The organism is Herbaspirillum sp. 1173, assembly GCF_031455335.1.
Taxonomy (GTDB): Bacteria; Pseudomonadota; Gammaproteobacteria; order Burkholderiales; family Burkholderiaceae_D; genus Herbaspirillum; species Herbaspirillum huttiense.
In genome coordinates this window covers 537,459-554,979 of sequence record NZ_JAVDSP010000001.1, presented here as the reverse complement: position 1 = coordinate 554,979, position 17,521 = coordinate 537,459, and the positions used below count along the sequence as shown (strand labels likewise).

Genomic DNA, 17,521 nt, shown 5'->3' with positions numbered 1-17,521 from the left:
GAGTGCAATCTGCACTCCTTGCGCACTCCTTCCCGGGTCGTATGCGACGATCTTTACTTCTGGCGGATATCCATGGCCATGGTGAATCCGTCAGCGCGCGGTGTCAGAACGAGGCTCTTCTTCATGGCCCAGGATGCATTGAGGTGCTGCAACGGAATGATGGCGACATCGCTCAAGGCCAGGCGGCTGGCCTGCCGCTGCAGATCCGCCCGGGTTGCCTCATCGGTAGTACCCGCAGCGCGTTCGATGAGGGCATCCACTTCCATGTTGCTGTAGCGTCCATAGTTGCTCACGCCAACAGAGGCTGCCGCGTTGTAGCTGTGGATCATCGACACCAGCCCCGTGAGTGAATCGCCGGTCACCGCCCCGTTGCCGACCAGGAAGGCACTGAATTCAGGCTCGCCGCTGCCGCCACTTCCGAAGGCACGGGTCTGGAACACGGCATATGGCATCGTCGCCACGTCCGTCTTGATCCCCACCTGACTCCATTGCTGGGCGACCGCCTCGCATAGTCGGGCGTCATTGACATAGCGGTTGTTCGGGCAATGCAGGGTCAGCTGAAAACCTTGCGGATAGCCCGCCTGCGCCAGCAACTCCCGGGCCTTGGCGACGTCATAGGCGGGCATTCCGAGGTCGGCGTCGTAGCCGAAGAATCCCTTGGGCACCGTTTGCAACGCCGCCGTGGCATCGTCCTTCATGAGGTACTTGATGATGCCGTCGCGATTGATGGCCATCGTCATCGCCTGACGCACCTTGAGATCCTTCATGGGATTCTTCTTCAGGGGGGCACCACTGGCGTCGCGCACGAAGGGCGAACTGTCGCGGAACTGATCCAGCGCCAGATAGTTGAGCATGTAGGACGTCACCGAGACCAGCTTGAAGGCACGCAGCGATGTCTCCATGTTGGCGGTGATATCGTTGATGATGTCCAGCGAGCCCGACAGCAAGGCGGCTGCGCGAGCCGGCTCACGCGGAATGAACTGGAAGCTCACGGTATCCCAAGGCTCCTTCTCGCCCCAGTACGTCGGATTCTTGGTGAGCACGAGTTTCTGTCCATGCAGCCAACTGCCGAAGCGATACGGTCCGGTGCCGATGGCCGATTTACCATTGGCGAAGCTTTCTTCGCTGACGTGCTCACCCAGGGATCTGGGCAGGATGGCGATGAGGCCGAGATTGTCTGGCAGCGTCGGGCTGACGTGCTTGGTCTTGACCTGCACGGTCAGGGGCGCACTGACACTGATGGCGCTCACTTCGCGCAGATAGGAGCGGAAGGTGCGCGGTCCCGAAAGATTCATGGCGCGCTCGATCGAATACTTGACGTCCTCGGCCGTCATGGTCTGCCCATCATGGAACTTCACATCCGGCCGCAACTTGAATTCCCAGGTGGTCGGATTGAGCATGCGCCACGACAGCGCCAGGCCAGGCTTGGGACGCAGCTGATGATCCTGGGCCACCAGTGAGTCATAGACGTGAACCCAGATGTTGCGGTTGGCGCTGTTGAGCACATGGGGATCGGCCGAGGTGATCTCCGCCTTGAACCCGATCTTCAGTTCAGCCGCCTGCACGACCGACGCCAGCAGCCCAACGGCAATACAGGCTGCGGCAAATACTTTCCTCACTACCTTGAACATGTTGCGACCCTCTCCTTGACTTCGATTAAACAGTTGAAGCTGCCGCCATCAGCTCATTGCCTGTCACCCTCTGGCCGGTGCAGCAATGCGTCCGGCCAGAGGCAGAACACAAGAACCGTATTGGCGCGCCCGCTTATTTCATGACGGCTTCGCCTCGTTGTCGCTCGCATTAACCATCCTTACCAGCGGCCGCCAGGTGAGCACATGGATATATTTCGTCCGGCGCTCAACGATATCCCAGATTCATTGACAATTGGCGCGCCGCCGTTCGCAGCATGCCTGCCATTGTCGCGACCTCCTCGCCACCGATACGGCTGGCCGGGCCGGCCACGCTGATGGTGGCCATCACCTCGGCATTGGCATTGAAGACAGGCGCTGCAATGGCCACCGAATCGACCGACATCTCACCGTAGGAGACCGCATGCCCCGCCTGCAGGACCTTGGCCAGCGCCTGCTTGAGGCTGCTGCGATTGACCAGCGTGGCCCCGGTAAAGCGCTTGCGTTCTGTGCGCAGGATATGATCCTGAATCTCCCGCGGAGCATAAGCCAGCAGTACCTTGCCTGACGCTCCCGCATAGAGCGGTCGCCGGTTACCTGGCTCGCACGGAGCGCTGACCGGCTCTACGGATTCCCAGCGTGCAATGCAGACCGATTCCAGACCATCGCGAATGCGCATCTGTACGGTTTCCTGGCAGGTAGTACCGATCTGACGCAGATATTTCTTGCCCAGTCGGGCCAGACTGATCTGACCTTCGGCCTCCACCCCCAGGTACAAGGCATTGTGGCCCAGGCAATAGACAGGTGCCTGGTGATCACGACATACCAGACCACTCTTCTCCAGCGTATAGAGCATGCGGAACGCCCGCGCCTTGGTCATCCCCGAGCGTAGCGACAACTCCGTCACACCCAGGCCGGGACATTTCGCCACCAGCAGGAGCAGCCCCAGCGTCTCTTCAACTGCATCGATTGTGTAATCAGTCATGACTCTGATGTCTCGGCAGGAGTCCAGCGCGGTTCTCCGGCGCTGCATAGGCAGGCCGACGTTCCAGAAAAAAGCCAATCCCGCAAGCGAGATTGGCAAAGAGGAGACACCTCAAGAAAAACGGAACCTTAGAAGCGATGCAGGATGCCCAGCGCCAGGGCATTCTGCGACTTGTCCGCGCCCGGCGCGCCATTGCTGGTCAGGCCCGGGCTGTACATGTCGGAGGCCCGCATGTTGGCCACCATCGCATACAGCAGGCTGCGCTTGGACAAGTTGTAGTCGGCACCCAGCACCAGCGTGGTGAGCTTGCCCTTGTTGGATGCACCCACGAAGTCGTAACGGGAATGGATCACGCTGCCCTTGAAGACCCAGTTACCCAACTTGTAGTCGGCACCGACGTCATAGATATCAGCACGCGAATTGTTGATGCCGCCCGCAGTGAATGCCGCCACGCCGCTGGTGGCGGTCGCGGTACGCACAAAGTTGACCGCAGTACCCGAAGAGGCGTTGACCAGCGGCTGCTTGACCAGCGAGTAAGTGCCGCGCAGGGTCACGGGACCGATATCGTAGTTGCTACCCAGCATCCAGACCTTGGTGCAGGTGTCGCCTGCATTGCCCAAGGTGGAAGTATTGCAGCCGGCGTTGGACGCCGCGCCCTGGTCACTGCTGGTATTGGTGGTGGCCGAGCCGACCGTGGCTGCCTTCTTCGACTGCCAGTAGGCGAAGCCGATGCCGAACGGACCATTGTCATAGTTGGCACCCAGTCCCAGCGACTGACCGGTGCTGTTGGAGCCGGCCGTCTCGCCGAAGGCGTAGGTGAAGTTGGCCTGGAAGCCGCTGAAGTTCGGCGTGGTGTAGTAGATCATGTTGTTGGCGCGTTCGCCGGTAGCACGATCCAGATTGTTGCCATGCGCCTTGCCGGTGAAGGGCAGCATGCGCGATGCAGTGGAATACTGGTTGGCGATGAAATCGGTGTAATCCTTGCGGCGACCCAACTGCACATCGCCGTAATTACCCGACAGGCCCACCGTGGTGCGACGACCGAAGGTGGCACCATTCTGCGTGGAGGCACCGTTATCCAGCGTAAAGCCGCCTTCAATGACGAACTCGGCCTTGTTGCCGCCGCCCAGATCCTCGGCACCACGGAAACCAAGACGCGACTGCGTGTACTGGCCCGAATCGATGCCCACGCGATTACCCGTGCTGGTGCCGGTGGTAGCCACTTTGTCGACATAACCCAGCCCGGCCGTGGCAATGCCGTAAATCTCCACCGAGCTTTGCGCACAGGCGGTCCCCACCAGCCCCACGCAGGCCAGTCCAATTGCGGTTTTCTTCACATCTCTCTCCCTTGATACCAGATTGTCGATAATAGAAACATCATCCCATCGTCTCATTGTACAAACCACCGTAACGACAGGCGACATGTTAATCAGCTGTGTCCAGCTCGTCAACGATGTTTCATTAAAAAATAAGCTGTATTATTATGTGAAACAACGTCGGCTATTCAGGTGCAGGAAATGCGCCGGAAAGTGGCACTGGCAGGCGACGCCGCACCAAATGAGACCATGCCCGGCGTCATGTCTGGCCGAGACTGGCGTTTCACTGATCGAAAGAGCGCAGGCGTGCTCCGGACATCGCACCGATGAATGCGTCAGGCCATGCATGGCAGCCTATTGACACCTGAATGCAAGGAAAGCGAGATGCGACACGACATGCCGAAAAAGGGGCGACAGCGCCGCGTGCCGGACGGCGATGTGCCCGCCGATGTGGCCGCCAACGACGCGGGTCTGATAGCGAGCATCGCCCAGGGCGATCTGGTCGCTTTCGAGAAATTATATAAACAGTATTGTCCGCGGCTGACCGCTTTCCTGCGTCGCTTCGCCGCCTACCCGCACCTTGTCGACGAGATCATCAACGACACCATGTTGGTGGTGTGGCAGAAAGCGCATACCTACGATCAGACCTGCAAGGTCTCGACCTGGGTGTTTTCGATAGCTTATCGACAGGGTCTCAAAGCACTGCGCAGCGTGCAACGAAAGACAGAGATCGTGATCGACGAAGATGAGCGCAGCGCCATGTCCGAGCCGGAACAGCAGATGAACCATCTGCAAATGAGGAAATTGCTGGAAGACGCGCTGGGCGAGTTACCGCTTGAGCAGCGCAGTGTGGTCGCCCTGACCTACTACCACGGCATGGCCTACGATGAGATCGCACACACCATGAGATGTCCGGTCAATACCATCAAGACCCGCATGTTTCATGCGCGGCGCAAACTCAGGTCGCTGCTGCATGCGTATCAATGAAGAAGAAAGAGGCGTTTCAGGCCGGACCGGGAGCGCGTCCCGGGAAGACTCGACGGATCGCGCGAGCAGTCCGGCCTGAAAGCAATACAGGAAAGGTCTGCGTTTCTCAGGCCAGTGCGTCGACGTAACCGAGCAGCTGGGAGAAACGGGCGGCGGCCTGGGTGATGATCTTGACGTACTTGTCCAGTTTCTCCCTGGGCACGCGGCTCGACGGTGCCGTCATGGACAGCGACGCCACCACATTGCCTTGGGAGTCGCGCACCGGAGCGGCGACCGCCACCATGTCTGCCGTCTTCTCGGAATGGGAAATGCTGAATCCCTCCGCCAGGATCTTCTTGAGTTCCTTCTTGAGGTCGGCCTGCTTGATGATGGTGTTCGGGGTGAATTTCTGCAGCTTGCCGGAGAGGATCTCGGCCTGCACATCGGCCGGTGCATACGCCAGCAAGAGCTTGCCGGAGGCCCCGGCAAACAAGGGACGGCGATCACCCAACTGGCTGTGAACCCGGATCGCATGCGGTGCATCCCACCACGCCACGCAGACGGTATCCATGCCATCGCGCACCCTGACCAGGACGCTCTCGTTGCATTCGTTCCCGATATCCTGAAGGATGTCACGGGCCACGTTGACCAGGCTCAACTGGCCCTGCGCGGCGGTTCCCAGAATCAGCGCACGATAACCGAGGCTGTAGGTCGCCATGGGCAACTGACGCCGTACCAGACCACATTCTTCCAGCGTAGTCAGCAGCCGGAAGGCACGCGCCTTGGTATTGCCGGAGCGCTTGGCCAGCTCGGTCACGCCATTGCCCCCTTCTTCAGCCACCAGAAACAGCAGCTCTATCGCCTTGCTGACGGCATCGACGGTGTAACTCATAAATCAGTTTCCTTGTTATTCAACGCAATCTTCACGAGACCGTCACCAACGGCCTGGTCCCGCCCCCACGGGATGGCCATTTTCGCAGAAATACGCGCATGGTGTTCGCCCGCCCGGGCGAATCAGGTCACGGCATCTGGCACCTGGTCCGTAACCTGCCCGATGAAACGGAAGATCAAGACCAAAACGATACACTGTTTCCCTGACGGAAACAATACAAGTCTGTAGCACGGCGGTGCATCTGCTTGGCGAACCAACTGGCGCGCCATCGCCACTAACCGTGGCCAGGCATGCAGACCGTGACAGCCGATGGCGCAATCCGGGAGGAGATGCTCAGATGAGAAAATTTGCAGTCCGGGTAAGAACGGCCGAACAAGCCTATACCTACATGGAACTTGCTCACAGCAGCGGCGACGCGGCGGCGGCAGCTTGCGATCGCTTCGGACCGTGCGGCGTGACGGTCATCCCCCTGTCCGGCCATGGCTACCGCCCTGCCTGAGATCGCCAGCCTATACGCCCTGGCGGCGCTCAAGCCAGGCTTGCCACCGGCTGCTGCCCGAACGCTTCAGCCAGAAGAAACTCCACCAGATGCCGCGCACAGGTAGCCGGTTCCGCCAGTTGCCCCTGCGCCCGCAGGCTAAGAAACAGTTCCCGCAAAGGAAATCGCTCGGCGGGAAGCTCCCGCAGTTGCGCCTGCATGTCGGTATCGACCACCCCGGGGGCCAAGCTGCAGATGCGCAGCCACGGCAAGGCATCCTGCGCGACCGCGCGTGCATGCTGGTCCAGCGCGGCCTTGCTCGCGCCGTATACCGACCACCCAGGATAAGCGTGGCGACCAGCACCACTGGACAGATGCAGGATGCGGCAAGTGCATCCGGGGCGGGCTTGCACAAGTGTCGCCACCCTGGCCGACAGCATGAGGGCCGAGCCGACATTGAGCATGACAGCCCGGGCGACGTCATGGGCGCATTGGAATGGCAACGCAGCGCTGGGTTCGATCGTGGCAGCGTTGTTGATCAGCAGCACCTGCCCCTGATCTGCGAAAAAGGCCGCCAATATGCCACTGTCTAGCCAGCTGCCCAGTTGCCGGGGATCGGCCAGATCGATCGCCTGTTCATGCAACAACCCGGGCCAGTGCCGGGCCAGCGCGTCATTGCGGCCACGTGCCAGCCCCAATACCGCAATCTCGCGTTGCATCAATTCGGCGGCGATGGCCGCCCCAAGACCACGGCTGTGGCCGGTCACGATGGCTTTCATGTTGACTCCTGCGGTCGGGGTCCTGCCGGTGGGGGAACCGTCGGCGCTGCGATGCCACTCAACGAGAAATGGTCCGCCACGGCACGCTCTACTCCGTTGGCGCTCCCCGAGGCAAACTTCTGCTGACAAAAACCATGAACCATATCGTCGGTCGCGTACTGGAGCAAAGAGACTATCGGGCCATTCATCTGGCGCGACATCTGTTGCCCTTCGAGGATCACAAGTTCCTTCAACCCGAGCATGCACGCGTCATCGTACGCGGGCAGGGCCTGCATGTCTGGGACGAGCAGGGCCATCGCTTGCTCGATGCCATGTCCGGCCTGTGGTGTACCACCCTCGGCTACGGGCGGCAAGAGCTGGTGGACGCGGCCGCCAGGCAGATGACGACCTTGTCCTACTGCAGCCAGTTCTTCAACACCACCCACCCTGCCGTAGCCGAGCTGTCTGCCCGATTGTTCGAGCTGCTGCCGGCCTGTTACAGCCGCGTGCTGTATTGCAACTCGGGCTCCGAGGCCAACGAGACGCTCATCAAGGTCGTCCGCCGCTACTGGGAACTCGCCGGCCGCGCCGGCAAGCGCGTCATCATCGGGCGTCACAATGCCTATCACGGTTCGACGGTTGGCAGCGCCTCCCTGGGCGGCATGAAGATGATGCACGCGCTGGGTGCAAGCCTGCTGCCCGAGGTCGCGCACATTGAGCAGCCCTTCTGGTTCGGCTATGACGGTTCGCTGGGCCAGACCGAGTTTGGGTTGCATGCAGCGCAAGCCCTGGAGCGCAAGATCATTGAACTCGGTGCGGACAACGTGGCGGCATTCGTGGCGGAGCCCTTTCAGGGCGCCGGTGGCATGATCTTCCCGCCCGCCAGCTATTGGCCCGAGATACAGCGCATCTGCCAACGCCATGACGTTTTGCTGTGCGCCGATGAGGTGATCGGTGGCTTCGGACGGACCGGTCATTGGTTTGCGCATCAGCATTTCGGGTTCCAGCCCGACCTGATCACCATCGCCAAGGGCCTCACTTCCGGCTATGTGCCCATGGGCGGATTGCTGCTCTCCGAGCGCGTCGGCGAGACATTGGCCGAGCGTGGTGGCGTGTTTGCTCATGGCTTCACCTACCAGGGGCATCCGGTTGCCGCAGCGGTCGCGCTAGCGACCTTGTCACTGCTGGACCAAGGCGGTGTCCTGGCGCGACTGGCCAGCTGCACCGGGCCGTATCTGCAGGCCCAACTGCGCAGCCGGCTGGGCGACCATGTACTGGTCAACGGTATTGAAGGAACCGGCGCGGTAGCCGCCCTGCAGCTGGCCCCGAAAAAGCAGGGCAAGCAGCGCTTTGCCAACGAAAATGCGGTGGGGCTGTATTGCATGCAGCGGGCGCAGCACCATGGACTGATCGTGCGCACTTCCGGCGCACGCATCATCCTTGCGCCGGCGCTGGTGGCCAGTCTTGCCGAACTGGACGAACTGATCGACAAGCTCGCGCTGACGCTGGATGACACGGCGCGGGCTTTGAAGATGGCGTGATCATGAGCATGCATGTTCACTCCTTTCTGCGCTCGATGCGTAGGCGACGCGGCCAGCGGCATGCCCGCATGGCAAGCAACCCCAGCACCGGCATCCGGCGCTCACTGCGGTACCGGACCCTGGCGCTGCGTTGCGTAGGCGTGGAACCGCGCTGCCGAACCTTGCCACCCAGAACAGTCCCCCTTCGCTGATCTCGGCGAAAGCGGTACGCCTTGTCAAGACAAGACGGGATTCCCGGACATGCTTTCTCATCCTCGCATCCCGATCGATCATGGGAGATCCTAACGTGTCCGCGAAGCATTCACCCTTTTCTCTTTGGGGCCTGACGCTGGAGGCCGAGACCGCTCCTCATCAGCCGCCCATGAAGCAAACCTTCATCGTCCGGCTCGGGCAGGAAGCCGGCGTACTCACCTTCGCCTCGGCACTGGATGCGGAAATCTATTGCCAGCATCTGGCGGCGAGCGGCGTAGGCAGATGGCAGCGAGAACGCCTGGAACGTATCGACCTTTCCGTCGTGCTGGCAGCGATACCGGAACAACAACAGCGGCTCATGCTGTCGCTGGGGTACTATGCCTCCGAGAGCAACGACTTGCTCGCCGATGACAGCCAATCGCTCGTGACGCCCTTGCTGCCGGTGCAGTTCGATATGCGCCAGCGGCGACATGGCCCGCGCCAGATGCGTATCGGAACCGATATTCCGGCCTTTGTCCAGTATTGGTGGGGCCGTATCGGGGGCGAGAATTATGGCCAGCTGATCGGTGCGCTCGAAAATCACTCCGAATGCGCCGTGAGCCAATGTGCGACCGAGGCGCTGCGCAAGATTCACATTACGGGCATCAGCGACTATCTGCGTACGTGGACCATTAAGGGAATTACTGAGATCTATGCGTTGTACCGACCGGATGCCGGCGAATGGGGCTTCCGCCGGGCAAGCCAGGAGCCAGTACGACAGCTCCAATGATGGCCGGAAATTTCTACTTTAGACGGGTAAGGCGCGCATTGCGAAACGCCCTGTGAGATCGCTCCTGCCCAAACCAGTTGGGACTGTCAAACATGATTCTTAGCTCGTTTATAAATAACCGGGTCGTTTCGAAGCACAACTTGCGCGGCAAGCGGAAAAATTTCTAGATCAACCTTGACCCATCCGCGCTTCTCAGGAGGTAGCTTTCAATACTCAGCGGAAGAAACTCAAGGACAAGATAGCCGTTGAGCTAGCGCAGAATAGTTTCCTAAGGCTGGCTGCGGCGATGCTCAATCTTTGGAAAAACTAAGGGGGGAGACTGAACCGTCCGCCCTTTCTATCCTTCGTTCCCACCCTCCCCAGCTTATGATCTACGAAGCGAAAAGTGGGAATCGTTCTTGCCACTACATCGGTTGTGTAAGCAATTTCTCCATTTCCTTTGTATAGCCCTTCAGCGACGGGTGAGCAATGACACGTATGCTACAGGTTGACTGAAGATGCGACGCTGCTCCCTAAAATTTCCTAGCCGATCTCCCGCAAAATGGTGAGACTCACGACATGAATTACGCTCGGCTCTTGCCTAAGGACGAAGGCGAGATGATTATCAAATTTCAATTCAATACTCAACGGAAGAAACTCAAGGACATATCCGCTCCGATGAGAAGCGTTAAAGGAAGCTTGTCTGGAAAAATAAATTTAACAGTCACAGTATGGTTTTGAACATGTCGCAACGTTAACACGGTAAATTTTTCGGTCTTGGCGGATAACGAGCCTTTTCCCCAAGTTGTTCCTCCAGGCAACTTATCGCTGATACGCGCCTCTATAGTTCTTTTCTTTTTATCAAGGTTAGGACGGATTCCGATTGAACGGCGCGAAAAGATTAGGCCTCCGTGATGAGTAAAGCGCATATTGCGCATGGACATAAGATTAGTTATTAGTTCGACACTTTCTGCGGATAGCGAACAATATCTGCATAGAACTGGATCCCATACTGACCGAGAACCGAGGCGCTCTCCGGGCGTTGCACTAAAAATCTCATCGCTAAAGTCTCCCGCTCGAATCTTCAGCAAGCTGCTAAGTGACCACTGGGTATCAATAGCCAGCGATATCAGGGCCGCGTCATGTACTTCCTCGAGATGATCGTCACCTGGCGACATACAGTCCAAGAGGTATTGCTTGACATCTTTGAGACTGAACTCACGCCCAGATAGCAGTGGGGAAACTATCATCTTACGGAGACATCTCTCCCCCAGAAGGCCCAAATCCATTTCCAGAAACTGGTTAATCACGCCAATAATTGAGCCGATCGATAAGCTCGTCTTCTTATATATTCTCTTAATCCTTACTTCAAATTCCTTTTGACAAATACCATCTGATGAGTAGCCCGTTGAACTGCTAAAGCCCCGTACAAGAAACAAAGGGTACTCGTTAAGTTCGTCTGCAGAAATGCAGTATGGGTCCGCTGCAAAAACACCCGAACACCACTGCAAAAAGCGATTTACTTCCATCTTCACTTCTTCAGCAGAGTGAAAACCGTCAATCGAAGTTTTGAGCGCAAGAAATTTATCCAGTTTATGACTGAACTTGTTTACTTCCTCATGCACCAGCGGATGTGCCATTAAGGATCGTCTTTTCTCCAAATACCATCTCGATGGATGAAATCGGTGGTTTAAGGTAATCAACTGGCATGAAAGTTCTACGGTCGGGCAGCGTGAATACTCCAAGAAAAACTCTAGACATCCAGGAATATCCGGCAGTACGAAAAAGCCCGTCGAATTGTGAATAATTCCTTCCTTTTCCGGTCCAAAAACATGTTCGCATTTTCTAACTAATTCCGGGGTCTCGAAATATCCTAGCGAAGAAACGGGAGCGCGCCGCGCCTGCCTAATTCTCATCCACCAGGAAGCGTATTGAGACAGAAAATAGAAGCTTACATATGCTGCCCAAGAAGTATCCGCGTAGAAATCCGGTGCCCTAGCATCAGGAACATAATTTACAGAAGCATATGTTGGGCAAAGATCATTCGCGCTTACCGGTCGGTTCTCAAATTGAGCTCGAAAGCATACAAGTGCGAGTACCGATTCTTTGTATTCCGAGACGAACTCACGAGGCAGATCCATTTCTGATAACAGTTCGTCGTGCGTTAGTCCAGCGTCATTCATTACCCATTGTTCAATAGCGAAGAGAGCGGTCCTATAAGCGTAGTTAAAGAGGTCTTTAACTTCGCTAGCATCACGTTGCGGACGCATCTGAGACGATATGGGCTCGAAGCAGGTGTATTTCTGATGCTGCCAAGTCAGACAACACAGAGTTTGGCAAAATGGATCTCCTATCGCAGATGGACGTGGACTAGAATGGAATACAAAGCCGTGTGCCAGCGGCTGCAAATGAGCACTATTGAGGCCGGAAAGTGAATACTTGTCCTCACCATAAGGTAGCAAAGTCAAAGCAGTTTCACGTGTCGACTCCGCATCTAACCACCACCTATATATCGGGCCAAAATATCGTTCTACCTCAGCTGCTTGCATGCGAAGAAGCTCATCTAGTTGCAAATTCGGCTCGATGCCGCAGTATGCTCCACCACACTTAGAGCATCGATATGGTGAGTGAAAAATCTCTTTTGGCATCCGTGTTGCAGGCAGACGTGCGTCACAACAATGGCACTTTGTAGTGAGCTCTACCTGATGCCATGGGCATGCTGAAATACCTTCGAACTGTTGGATAAAGCTGTGATAGCCCAACTCCAGACACAACGGACAGTAACGAAGAAAGGGGCACAATAGGTCGTCAATTCTAAAGGCGAAAAATCGGTTTTCCTCCTCGCTGGGTAGATGTAGTCCAGTAAGCGTCTCGAAATAAGCTGTATCAGCTGCGTCACTAATGAAATGGGGGCGCAGCAAATTTGCACGCCGCTTGCTGCATATTTCTTGTAATGCCGATGCGCTTAGGGCATTTCTCCATTGGAATCGCCATAGCCCTGCAATTGAAGATTCATATGGCAAGGGTACTAACCCTGAGGCTGCATATTTGTTTCTCATTCGCTGATGGCAACTCATAGCGGGCATCTTGCCTAGGGAACAATCTCATAGAATCACTTTGGTGGCAGGGTCAGCAGTTCGAGATTGCGACGCAGAGAGTTCGCTAGCTTCGCGCATCCGTGCGTATTTGATCGCAGCATCCCATGCATCTAATGGAACGTGCGTTAAATCGTTTGATACATAGCGTTCAAGGATGAAGTAGCGGATTGCAAGAAACGTTTGCCGAGCGGGACATGCAATCTCTGCATTCGAACTGAAATTTGAGACTTCTTTTAACGTATTGATAAACGGAATAAATTGGTTCTCAAAGCGCCAACCTTGCTTCCATAACTCATCAAAGAAATGTCTGGTCCATGTGGTCACTTCATCTTCAGCCGTTATGGTCGTATCGATCAGTTTAAAAAGTGCTTGAAGATCGTCGCTATTCAGAGCTCGATAAGGTAAGGCGCGCATTGCGAAACGCCCAGTCAGATCGCTCCTGCCCTCAGCCTTAAAACTGTTAAGAATTGCAGTGGTTTCGGGTTCCTGACCCATTAGCACGGTAACCAAATTTATACCTTCGGAACGCAAGTCGTTGTGCACATCTTTCAGAAAGTTGAAATCCATAATGTGCATAGCTTGAGCCTCATCGACGAACAGCAGCACCGTTCTTTCCCCGCCAGCCCTAGCATCATCCACTATCTTCATGATGAGACGACGCCTAAGATCAGGTGTCTCGCCATTTAGCTTTGAATGCCCCACTGTTTCCAAAAAGTGTTTAAAGAACGCTCTGATAGAGGAAATTGGAGCAGTGTGTGTTGAGTGAACGTATACGGGAATGTTTGGGAAGTCTGTCGCCAAGTTTCCCTCCACCACATCCAATGCACTGGATTTCCCAGCACCAGACGGGGCGGAAAAACAGATACCCGTTTCCGATAAAAGTATTGCCCTCGTAACTTGTTGATAGAGGTACTCAACTGGTTTTGTGGGGAGTAGCAGCTCGCCCGTAAAGAGAGGGTGATCTCGGAGATGCGAAAAGTTTTTCCCACGAGGTATCGATACCGCCGCATTATTGACATTGCGCTCGTGATATCGAACAGAGGGCGCTGCAGCACTCATCTCTTTCTCCTAATCGGCCGCATCTGTGATGTATCAAAAAGACCATTTCCCGCCCCCGACGGCTCTTGAACTTCGCAATACTCTGCCTTAGGCTCTTCTTGGGATCCAATATTCTCTTCATGAATCACCGGATCGTTCGAGAAAGCTTCTTCTTTTTTTGCTCTCTTTTTATTAGTCAGATGCTTCGCAATTTTCAAAGCTTCGGCGGCCCCTTTTTTTTCTTTTTGGATCCTATTAATCTTCTCTGCGACATGTCTATTTAAGCTGTCGTGGGGAATATCCTTCCCACGTTCTCGTACACCTGCTCTTGCCATCATTTTGCGTTCGGCTAGCGTCATTACGCTGTCACGCGGCCATCCGATTGGCTGCATCGGCCCCAGAGGTTCACCGGTATCTTTTACGTAGGCAAGAACATTGCGGCACAAACGTCGGTTGGTGTATATGATGATTTTCTTCCCCACCAGGTGCCAACTGTTTGCAAGGGTGATATTGGTGTATCGCTAACCACCGCTGCTAAAGTATGGCTTTACGTTCTTCTCAATATTGCCAGCTACAATTCGCTCATCAACTGCTGCCAACAATTGCAAGCCTTCTTGCATTTTCCGTGGAATTGGCTGATGAAAAAAACCTCTTTTAGGATTTTTCAATGCTGATCGAAGTACCGTAATTGGGGAAGAGTGCTCTAAGTTATCCTTACGAGCCTCGTTCATTTCTCTTATAGCCCCATACACCACCGCCACCAAATCCGTAATTTTTATCTTGAGTTTTTTGGCAGTCTCACCTGGCTTATCTTTCTTCGTATCATGAGGGCTGCTTCCATAGGTTGAGGGAAACCTCTGCAAGCCACGCCGGGTTAATTGGCCATTTATCCTCTCAATAAGATCACGTTTCCACCAGGAGTACGTCGGGCCAAAACAAATTGAGCAGCCAAAAGTATCCATAATGTTATTGACCACATCGGTAGCTGAGTTCGCCCATCCGCGATCCACTTTCAATGAGCTGAAAGTCTGGTATTCCAACTCTGGCATCATCTGGACTACCAGAGCTTTTCCTTCGTCCACATATTCACTCCTGCAGTCATCTGAGTCGAATGGCTTCGATCGCAGACAGCTATCTACGACCTCTAGGGCGGTATCGCCACTTGGATTCATTTCGAAAGCAGCGTGAGCACCTATGATTGCACCGCTGTCTTCCTCCACGAGCAATCCGATGTACCATCTTGCCACTAGCACTTCCAGCCATTCGTCATGACTATTTTTGATCATGATGATTGAGGCGGCATCTACCTTTAGGTAATCTAGCTGCACGGAGCTATACGGACGTAGACACCTAATAAGACGCTCCTTACCATTGCCAACAGGATCCCGATTCGCGGCGTCCCTACCAGCACGGGCTCGCATCGCCACCTTGCCACCGCGATGAGACAGTGATCTGCAATATGTGCAAAGTGAGCGGTAGGCAACATCATTTGTATTGAAAGGATAATCGTCTTCGGTAAGACCTTTTTCTTTTAGAGTAGATTTAAACTGATCATGTAAATTGCGGAGGGTTACTCTAGCTTCGAAAACCTGTTTCCCGCCTCCTTTTTTCAAAAACTCGGAATCAATCTTTTCCCGTACATCGGGATATTTTTCGAGCAACTTCTCAAAGGCTCCGGCATAGGCCCCGCGCCCCCGATAGATGCCATCTATTGGGCTCCTGCGCTCATATGAAGATATTCTCGCATTAGGAATAAGCGCAAAGAAGCCCCATATCTGCCCGATCGATTCAGAGAACGCAGTACATCTTCGAATGAGCCGGCGGACTTCCTTTTGGTTTAGTTCCGTCTTTTCTTCTATCGCTTTGTAAGATTCATCTCTGGCGTAGCTTTCAATCGCTAGCTTCCTCCTGAGATACAACGAGCGAATGTGCTCCGGTAGAGAATTCAAATCTGGTTTAGGCCAGAGATTAAGGTCTTGCAGCGATATGGGGATGAGTGTCTTAACGTTTGTCATGACGAGCCGCTCCTCAACTCCGAATCCAGATTGAATAGTTCCGTATCTAGTTCAGAGACCAATGCCCCAGCTTGTAGGGCGATTGCTACACTGGCGTAAATTAAGGCTGGATCTTCTCCAGGGAATGCATCCAACAACCCCTTGCACGTGATCCGCCCAAAGCGACGACACAAGTTAAAGACTTCACGCTGCAAATGAAGAAAATCGATGCTTTTCGTCCGGTTAATTATCGCGCTCAACATTTGCCAGTTATCGAACTTGATAAGCTTTGCACGAAGGACCTTCTCTTCTACCAGGCTATATGGAATGCCCTTCTGCTCAGCATGACTGCGGCGGAGAACGAATATACGCTTTAGCGGATCATCTTCTTCATAGCGAAAATCCTGCCAAGCAAAACTGCCATTTCTAAAGTACACAGTCATCGTCGGCCTAAGCGACACATTATCTTCCGGCAACTCAATACGCTCATCTTCAACCTCGTAGCCGGTGACACTGGTATCACCTTCGAGTAGTACTGCTTGTATGTAGGCCAATTGTCCTTGTATAGCAAACCGTTGCTTATTTTTGGGAGAGTCGAAAAACCAGCAGTCTGCTTTGGCAGAGCGCTTGTCCATCGCTGCAACCGCGGAAATACGCTGTCGACCCGGGAGTGATGGAGCTGAAAAGTTACTCAGTATCGAGTAGGGAGATGACTTAGACATCGCGGCCTCGCAAGGGGCGAACATAGTTTTTACTATAGACCGCAAATCTGACATTTCAATCAAAAATAGGAGCTAGTCAAGATCTGGAAAAGGAGGATCGTTCTTTCACTGGAATTGGAGATTTTGAAAGTACCAATTATTCCTTCATCGCTCCGACTTTCTATTTTGGATGAGCAACATTTAGGAAGGAAAGCTTCGTAAGGGCGCGCCTAAAGGAAGGTAGTGCGGGGGACAAGTCGATACCTTACCCGGGCAAACTTTCCTTCTAAGCGCTGCTGCATGGTCCCGATGTCTCAACCAAGCCCGACTTCCTCGACATGCGCCGCCAGGCCGCTCTGTCCCGGGGCGATATGCTCCGCCAGAACATGAGCATCCGGATAATCTCCCCCGTTTTGCGTGCGGAAAGGAATCGGCTTGTCCCGGAACAGTCCCGCCAACCGCAAACGCAAGGCATCTTCAGCTGTAGCCAGTCGGGCCTCGTTCAAATGCCCTGCGCCATATACCGCAAAGGTCGGCAAGACCTCCATCCCCGGAAAAAACAAGCTGCCATGGGTGATCGGGAAAAGCAGCTGCTCCAGAGGTCCGTTGATGCCCCGGGGTGAATAATCCACTTCCGGCCCTCCCACACACACCGAAAGCAACGCACGCTTTCCGGCCAACCCGCCTTCCCCGTATCGGTAGGCATTGCCCGCGCCGCGATAGCCGTAGGCCAGCCCATAAGCCCACACCCGGTCGATCCAGCCTTTCATGATCGCCGGCATGCTGAACCACCAGAGCGGAAATTGCAGGATCAGCGCATCGGCAGCCAACAGCTTGCGCTGTTCTTCCGCCACGTCGGACGTCTGGCAGCCATGTGCAAAGGCATGCTCGGACTCGGCGATGATAGAAAGACGATCGGAATGTTGGCGGACAGGGAAATCCTGGGCATCCAATGCACTCTTCCACCCCATGGCATACAGGTCCGAGTGCAGGACCTCATGGCCTTGATCGCGCAAGGTCCTCGATGCCACCTCGGCCAGATGGTGCGTCAGCGAGGTCTTTTCCGGATGGGCGTGGACGATCAGTATTTTTTTGCGGTCGTGCGAATGCATGGCCAGCCTTCCTTTCAGATGCAATGAAAACGGAGCCAGTGTGGGCCAGTCGCAGGTATCAGTGAAATCATGAA

15 protein-coding genes are annotated in these 17,521 nt (G+C 55.1%); 4 read left to right on the top strand and 11 right to left on the bottom strand.

Annotated elements, in window-relative coordinates:
* Positions 1 to 53: 53 nt before the first annotated feature.
* The 3 genes from J2X56_RS02525 to J2X56_RS02515 all read right to left on the bottom strand — a co-directional run bounded on the left by J2X56_RS02525 (position 54) and on the right by J2X56_RS02515 (position 3,950).
* Positions 54 to 1,631: an ABC transporter substrate-binding protein gene (locus J2X56_RS02525; RefSeq protein WP_310158023.1), complete on the bottom strand. Its 1,578-nt coding sequence runs from the start codon at positions 1,629 to 1,631 to the stop codon at positions 54 to 56.
* A 226-nt stretch (positions 1,632 to 1,857) separates the two neighbouring features.
* Positions 1,858 to 2,613 carry an IclR family transcriptional regulator gene (locus J2X56_RS02520; RefSeq protein ID WP_204725511.1) on the bottom strand — a complete coding sequence of 252 codons (756 nt, stop codon included), beginning with the start codon at positions 2,611 to 2,613 and terminating at the stop codon, positions 1,858 to 1,860.
* 128 nt (positions 2,614 to 2,741) lie between these two features.
* Positions 2,742 to 3,950 carry a porin gene (locus J2X56_RS02515; protein WP_310158020.1) on the bottom strand — a complete coding sequence of 403 codons (1,209 nt, stop codon included), beginning with the start codon at positions 3,948 to 3,950 and terminating at the stop codon, positions 2,742 to 2,744.
* 363 nt (positions 3,951 to 4,313) lie between these two features.
* Here J2X56_RS02515 and J2X56_RS02510 point away from each other — a divergent pair, with 363 nt between their 5' ends.
* Positions 4,314 to 4,916 carry a sigma-70 family RNA polymerase sigma factor gene (locus tag J2X56_RS02510; protein ID WP_310158018.1) on the top strand — a complete coding sequence of 201 codons (603 nt, stop codon included), beginning with the start codon at positions 4,314 to 4,316 and terminating at the stop codon, positions 4,914 to 4,916.
* Positions 4,917 to 5,022: 106 nt separating this feature from the next.
* On the opposite strand, the gene J2X56_RS02505 is transcribed toward J2X56_RS02510, so the two are convergent.
* Positions 5,023 to 5,787, bottom strand: coding sequence for an IclR family transcriptional regulator (locus J2X56_RS02505; protein ID WP_310158016.1), 765 nt, complete (start codon positions 5,785 to 5,787; stop codon positions 5,023 to 5,025).
* Positions 5,788 to 6,124: 337 nt separating this feature from the next.
* On the opposite strand from J2X56_RS02505, the gene J2X56_RS02500 reads away from it, so the two are divergent.
* Positions 6,125 to 6,286, top strand: a complete 162-nt coding sequence (locus J2X56_RS02500) for a hypothetical protein (protein ID WP_259435090.1) — start codon at positions 6,125 to 6,127, stop codon at positions 6,284 to 6,286.
* Between the two features lie 29 nt (positions 6,287 to 6,315).
* On the opposite strand, the gene J2X56_RS02495 is transcribed toward J2X56_RS02500, so the two are convergent.
* Complete coding sequence (locus J2X56_RS02495; protein ID WP_204725507.1) at positions 6,316 to 7,044, bottom strand: SDR family oxidoreductase; 729 nt, start codon at positions 7,042 to 7,044, stop codon at positions 6,316 to 6,318.
* A 134-nt stretch (positions 7,045 to 7,178) separates the two neighbouring features.
* Between J2X56_RS02495 and J2X56_RS02490 the strand changes: the two genes are divergently transcribed.
* Complete coding sequence (locus tag J2X56_RS02490; protein WP_310158012.1) at positions 7,179 to 8,564, top strand: aminotransferase; 1,386 nt, start codon at positions 7,179 to 7,181, stop codon at positions 8,562 to 8,564.
* 361 nt (positions 8,565 to 8,925) lie between these two features.
* Entirely contained in the window at positions 8,926 to 9,525 is a 600-nt protein-coding gene (locus J2X56_RS02485) for a hypothetical protein (protein ID WP_310158010.1), read from the top strand.
* Between the two features lie 623 nt (positions 9,526 to 10,148).
* On the opposite strand, the gene J2X56_RS02480 is transcribed toward J2X56_RS02485, so the two are convergent.
* From J2X56_RS02480 to J2X56_RS02455, 6 genes are all read right to left on the bottom strand, one after another.
* Positions 10,149 to 12,563, bottom strand: a complete 2,415-nt coding sequence (locus J2X56_RS02480; protein ID WP_310158009.1) for a hypothetical protein — start codon at positions 12,561 to 12,563, stop codon at positions 10,149 to 10,151.
* Between the two features lie 45 nt (positions 12,564 to 12,608).
* Positions 12,609 to 13,661: an ATP-binding protein gene (locus J2X56_RS02475; protein WP_310158007.1), complete on the bottom strand. Its 1,053-nt coding sequence runs from the start codon at positions 13,659 to 13,661 to the stop codon at positions 12,609 to 12,611.
* Complete coding sequence (locus J2X56_RS02470; RefSeq protein WP_310158005.1) at positions 13,658 to 13,999, bottom strand: hypothetical protein; 342 nt, start codon at positions 13,997 to 13,999, stop codon at positions 13,658 to 13,660. The genes J2X56_RS02475 and J2X56_RS02470 overlap by 4 nt, the downstream gene beginning before the upstream one ends.
* A 162-nt stretch (positions 14,000 to 14,161) precedes the next feature.
* Positions 14,162 to 15,655, bottom strand: coding sequence for a hypothetical protein (locus J2X56_RS02465; RefSeq protein ID WP_310158003.1), 1,494 nt, complete (start codon positions 15,653 to 15,655; stop codon positions 14,162 to 14,164).
* The gene (locus J2X56_RS02460) at positions 15,652 to 16,269 is read right to left on the bottom strand and encodes a hypothetical protein (protein ID WP_310158000.1); all 618 of its coding nucleotides are present in this window, start codon (positions 16,267 to 16,269) and stop codon (positions 15,652 to 15,654) included. The genes J2X56_RS02465 and J2X56_RS02460 overlap by 4 nt, the downstream gene beginning before the upstream one ends.
* Before the next feature lie 380 nt (positions 16,270 to 16,649).
* Positions 16,650 to 17,447, bottom strand: a complete 798-nt coding sequence (locus J2X56_RS02455) for an NAD(P)H-dependent oxidoreductase (RefSeq protein ID WP_209568964.1) — start codon at positions 17,445 to 17,447, stop codon at positions 16,650 to 16,652.
* Between the last annotated feature and the right edge of the window lie 74 nt (positions 17,448 to 17,521).